This is a genomic window from Pseudonocardia pini, assembly GCF_013870575.1.
Lineage (GTDB): Bacteria > Actinomycetota > Actinomycetes > Mycobacteriales > Pseudonocardiaceae > Pseudonocardia > Pseudonocardia pini.
Genome location: NZ_JACBXB010000487.1, coordinates 1 through 4,225, shown reverse-complemented (window position 1 = coordinate 4,225; position 4,225 = coordinate 1). Strand labels below are relative to the sequence as shown.

The 4,225-nt window shown below is 72.7% G+C and carries 7 protein-coding genes; 5 read left to right on the top strand and 2 right to left on the bottom strand.

Going from position 1 to position 4,225, the window contains the following annotated elements:
• The first annotated feature begins 224 nt into the window (after nucleotides 1-224).
• From H5J29_RS22975 to hypB, 5 genes are read left to right on the top strand one after another with little or no spacing between them, the layout of a single operon-like run.
• Nucleotides 225-512: a HypC/HybG/HupF family hydrogenase formation chaperone gene (locus tag H5J29_RS22975; protein WP_181783115.1), complete on the top strand. Its 288-nt coding sequence runs from the start codon at nucleotides 225-227 to the stop codon at nucleotides 510-512.
• Nucleotides 513-522: 10 nt separating this feature from the next.
• Complete coding sequence (hypD, locus tag H5J29_RS22970; RefSeq protein WP_181783114.1) at nucleotides 523-1,650, top strand: hydrogenase formation protein HypD; 1,128 nt, start codon at nucleotides 523-525, stop codon at nucleotides 1,648-1,650.
• Nucleotides 1,647-2,789, top strand: coding sequence for a hydrogenase expression/formation protein HypE (gene hypE / locus H5J29_RS22965; protein WP_181783113.1), 1,143 nt, complete (start codon nucleotides 1,647-1,649; stop codon nucleotides 2,787-2,789). Before hypD ends, hypE begins: the two co-directional genes overlap by 4 nt.
• Nucleotides 2,789-3,190 (top strand): hydrogenase maturation nickel metallochaperone HypA/HybF, encoded by a 402-nt coding sequence (locus H5J29_RS22960; RefSeq protein WP_181783112.1) that lies wholly within the window; start codon nucleotides 2,789-2,791, stop codon nucleotides 3,188-3,190. Before hypE ends, H5J29_RS22960 begins: the two co-directional genes overlap by 1 nt.
• On the top strand, nucleotides 3,148-3,894 hold the full coding sequence (gene hypB / locus H5J29_RS22955) for a hydrogenase nickel incorporation protein HypB (RefSeq protein ID WP_181783111.1): 747 nt from the start codon (nucleotides 3,148-3,150) through the stop codon (nucleotides 3,892-3,894). Before H5J29_RS22960 ends, hypB begins: the two co-directional genes overlap by 43 nt.
• 21 nt (nucleotides 3,895-3,915) lie before the next feature.
• Here hypB and H5J29_RS22950 read toward each other — a convergent pair whose 3' ends face one another.
• Both H5J29_RS22950 and H5J29_RS36610 read right to left on the bottom strand, forming a co-directional pair.
• Nucleotides 3,916-4,056, bottom strand: a complete 141-nt coding sequence (locus tag H5J29_RS22950) for a hypothetical protein (protein WP_181783110.1) — start codon at nucleotides 4,054-4,056, stop codon at nucleotides 3,916-3,918.
• Nucleotides 4,057-4,085: 29 nt separating this feature from the next.
• On the bottom strand, nucleotides 4,086-4,217 hold the full coding sequence (locus H5J29_RS36610) for a Kae1-like domain-containing protein (protein WP_376768560.1): 132 nt from the start codon (nucleotides 4,215-4,217) through the stop codon (nucleotides 4,086-4,088).
• Nucleotides 4,218-4,225: the final 8 nt, after the last annotated feature.

Genomic DNA, 4,225 nt, shown 5'->3' with positions numbered 1-4,225 from the left:
GATCGGGCTCTCGGAGCCGGTCGCCGCCGCCCTCGAGCCCGCCGTCGCGGCGGTCCACGAGCTGCTCGCCCTGGTCGTCCCGGAAGGAGCCCGATGAAGATCGTCCTGATCGTCCTGCTGGTCCTGGTGTCGATGGTCGCGGCGGTCGCCGCGGTGCTCACCGTGCAGTCCCGCGACGAGATCGCCCGGTACCGCACGATGCGCAGGATGTGAGGAGGAGCGTCATGTGTCTGGGCATTCCCGGTGAGGTGATCGCGCTCATGGCCGAGCACGAGGACCTCGCCATGGTGAGCGTGGAGGGCGTGCAGCGCGCGGTGAACATCGGGCTGCTGCGCGAGGAGTCCGACGGGCCGCTCGACCTCGTGCCGGGGGAGTGGGTCCTCATCCACGTCGGGTTCGCGCTCTCCAAGATCGACCAGGACGAGGCCGAGAAGTCGCTGAACTGGCTGACCGGGGTCGGCGACGCCTACACCGACGAGCTCGACGCGCTGGCCGCGTCGGACATCACGTGAGGGGCGCGCCATGAGGTACGTCGACGAGTACCGCGACGGTGACAAGGCCCGTGCGCTCGCGACCGCGATCGCCGCGTCGTGCGAGCCCGGCAGGCGCTACTCCTTCATGGAGATCTGCGGCGGGCACACGCACACGATCTACAAGCACGGCCTGGAGGACCACCTGCCCGAGGCGATCACGCTGGTCCACGGCCCGGGGTGCCCGGTCTGCGTGATCCCGATGGGCCGGGTCGACGACGCGATCGCGCTCGCCGAGCAGCCGGACGTGATCCTGACGTCGTTCGGGGACATGCTGCGGGTGCCCGGCGGGCGCGGGTCCTTCCTGGACTCCAAGGCCGCGGGCGCGGACATCCGGATGGTCTACTCGCCGCTCGACGCGCTGAAGGTCGCCCGGAACAACCCGGAGAAGCGGGTCGTGTTCATGGCGATCGGGTTCGAGACCACCACCCCGTCGACCGCGATGACGATCCTGCGGGCCGAGGCCGAGGGGATCGAGAACTTCTCGGTGTTCTGCAACCACGTCCGGGTCGTCCCGGCGATCACCGCGATCCTGGACTCGCCGGACCTGCGGCTCGACGGGTTCGTCGGGCCCGGGCACGTCTCCACCGTGATCGGCTGCGAACCGTACGAGTTCATCGCCCGCGACCACGGGATGCCGCTGGTGTGCTCGGGGTTCGAGCCGCTGGACATCCTCAGCTCGATCCACGGGCTGCTGCAGCAGTTCGCCGACGGCCGGTGCGAGGTCGAGAACGAGTACGCGCGCGTGGTGCCGTGGGCCGGGAACCCGAAGGCGCTGGCCGTGATCGACGAGGTCATGGAGGTGCGCGAGACGTTCGAGTGGCGCGGGCTGGGCTGGATCCCGGACTCCGCGATGCGGCTGCGCCCGGAGTACGCGCGGTTCGACGCCGAACAGATCTTCGGCGTGCCCGGCGTCCGGGTCGCCGACCCGCCCGCCTGCCAGTGCGGTGAGGTGCTGCGCGGCGCGATCAAGCCCTGGGAGTGCAAGGTCTTCGGCACCGCCTGCACCCCGGAGACGCCCATCGGGACCTGCATGGTCTCCAGCGAGGGCGCCTGTGCGGCCTACTACAACTTCGGCCGGTTCAGCCGCTCGCGCGTCAAGGAGGCCACCGCACCATGAGCCCGCACGAGACCACGGCGGGCTGGGCGGAGGAGGCGGTGCGCGAGCACGCCGGCTCTCCCCACCCGAGCCGCGAGGAGCAGGTCCTGGAGCGGATCGCCCGGGCCCGCGCACGCAAGCCGCGCATCCGCGAGGAGCGGATCACGCTGTCGCACGGCGCGGGCGGCAAGGCCACGCACACGCTGATCGAGGCGGTGTTCCTGGAGGCCTTCCGCAACCCGCTGCTCGAACCCCTGGAGGACGGCGCGTCGCTGGTCACCGCGGCCGGGCGGCTCGCCTTCACGACCGACTCGTTCGTGGTGTCGCCGCTGTTCTTCCCCGGCGGCGACATCGGCGACCTGGCCGTGAACGGCACCGTCAACGACCTGGCGATGTGCGGCGCGCGGCCGCTCTACCTGTCCGCCGGGTTCATCCTGGAGGAGGGCTTCCCGGTCGCCGACCTGCAGCGGATCGCGGCGTCGATGGCCCGGGCGGCCGAGGCCGCAGGCGTGCAGATCGTCACCGGGGACACCAAGGTCGTGCAGCGGGGCAAGGCGGACGGCTGCTACGTCACGACCGCGGGCGTCGGGATGCTGGAGCGCGACGTCGTGCTCTCCGCCGCAGCCGCCCGGCCCGGGGACGCGGTGCTGGTCAGCGGCCCGATCGGCGACCACGGGATCACCGTGATGCTGGCCCGCGGGGAGCTGGACATCTCCGCGGACGTCGTCTCGGACACGGCGTCGCTGCACGGGATCGCCGCCGACCTGCTCGACGCGGCGGGAGACGGGGTCCGGCTGCTGCGAGACGCCACCCGCGGCGGGGTCGCGACGATCTGCAACGAGGTCGCGGTCGCGTCGGGAGTGGCGGTGGTGCTGGAGGAGAAGGCACTGCCGGTGCGCCCGGTCGTCAACGGGGCGGCGGAGCTGTTGGGGATCGACCCGCTCTACGTGGCGTGCGAGGGGCGGTTCGTCGCCGTCGTCGCGCCCGAGCAGGTCGCGGCCGCCCTCGCCGCGCTCCGGGCACACCCGCTCGGCGAGGGCGCGGTCCGGATCGGGACGGTCGGCGAGGACCCGCCCGGGCTGGTGCTGCTGCGGACGGCGTTCGGGGGGACCAGGATCGTCGACCTGCTGGTGGGGGACCCCCTGCCGCGCATCTGCTGATGCACGAGCTCTCGATCACGCAGTCGGTCGTCGACGCGGTCACCGCACGGCTCGGCGAGGCCCGCATCCGCCGGGTGCGGCTGGAGGTCGGCAGGCTCTCCGGGGTGGTGCCCGACGCGCTGCGGTTCTGCTTCGAGCTGGTCACCGCCGGGACCACGCTCGACGGCGCGGTCCTGGAGATCGAGGAGCCCGCGGGCAGCGCCCGGTGCCGGACCTGTGGGGTCGGGTTCGAGACCACCGAGGTGCTGCCGCTGTGCGGGTGCGGGAGCGCGGACGTCGAGGTGCTGGGTGGGGCGGGCCTGCGGATCCTCGCGGTGGAGACCGGGAACGTGGTGGACGTCGAGAGCGAGGTGGACCCATGTGCGCGACCTGCGGATGCGGCGGGGCCGGGGTCCGCGTGAGCCACGCCGGCCACGGGCACCCCCACGGGCACGACCGGACCGTCACGCTGGAGGTCGACCTGCTGGCCGCGAACGACGCGCTGGCTCGACGGAACCGGGGCCGCCTCGACCGGGCGGGGATCGTGGCGGTGAACCTGATGAGCTCGCCGGGCTCGGGGAAGACCACGCTGCTGGAGCGCACGATCCGGACGCTCGGCGGGGTGTCCTGTGCCGTCCTGGAGGGCGACCAGGAGACCCTGCTCGACGCGGACCGGATCGCCGCCACCGGTGCCAGGGCGGTCCAGATCAACACCGGCGCCGGCTGCCACCTCGACGCAGGGATGGTCGCGCGGGGACTGGACGCACTCGCTCCCGAAGACGGTTCCCTGGTGTTCGTGGAGAACGTCGGCAACCTGGTCTGCCCGGCACTGTTCGCGCTGGGGGAGCACGCGCGCGTGGTGATCATGTCGGTGACCGAGGGGGCGGACAAGCCGCTGAAGTACCCGCACATGTTCCGCACGGCGGACCTCGTGGTGCTGACCAAGACCGATCTGCTGCCCCACGTGGACTTCGCCGTCCACGACTGGGCGGACGCGGTCCGCCGGGCCCGCCCCGGGGTCGCGATCCTGCAGGTCAGCGCCACCACGGGCGCGGGGATGGACGAGTGGCGGGCCTGGTTGGAGGGGCTGCGGACACACCACGGCGCCCCCACCCGTACCGGGTGAGGGCGCCGCGGAGTCGAGGGCTCAGGGTCGGCGCATGCGCGCCAGCAGACCCTTCGCCCGCTGGCGGTTGCGGGGGTCGGCAGCCATCCGCCGTCCCTGCTCGGTGACGCGGCGCCCACTCGGGCTGCGCAGGAAACGCTTGACGCTCTCGACGATCGGCATACCGGACGATTACCCCGGATCACCCGGCCTCACACCTCCGGGTGACGGGCGGCGGCCACGGCGACCTGGCCGAGGCTGATCCCGCCGTCCGTGCACGGCAGCCGGGAGTGCACCAGGACACGCAGGCCCGCGCGCTCCAGGGCGGTGCGCACCCCCGCCAGGAGCAGCT

Excerpts from the sequence above, each read along its gene's own strand:
- H5J29_RS22950 (WP_181783110.1), bottom strand. The coding sequence starts at position 4,056 with ATGCCGATCGTCGAGAGCGTCAAGCGTTTCCTGCGCAGCCCGAGTGGG.
- hypB (WP_181783111.1), top strand. The coding sequence starts at position 3,148 with ATGTGCGCGACCTGCGGATGCGGCGGGGCCGGGGTCCGCGTGAGCCAC.
- H5J29_RS22960 (WP_181783112.1), top strand. The coding sequence starts at position 2,789 with ATGCACGAGCTCTCGATCACGCAGTCGGTCGTCGACGCGGTCACCGCA.
- hypD (WP_181783114.1), top strand. The coding sequence starts at position 523 with ATGAGGTACGTCGACGAGTACCGCGACGGTGACAAGGCCCGTGCGCTC.
- hypE (WP_181783113.1), top strand. The coding sequence starts at position 1,647 with ATGAGCCCGCACGAGACCACGGCGGGCTGGGCGGAGGAGGCGGTGCGC.
- H5J29_RS22975 (WP_181783115.1), top strand. The coding sequence starts at position 225 with ATGTGTCTGGGCATTCCCGGTGAGGTGATCGCGCTCATGGCCGAGCAC.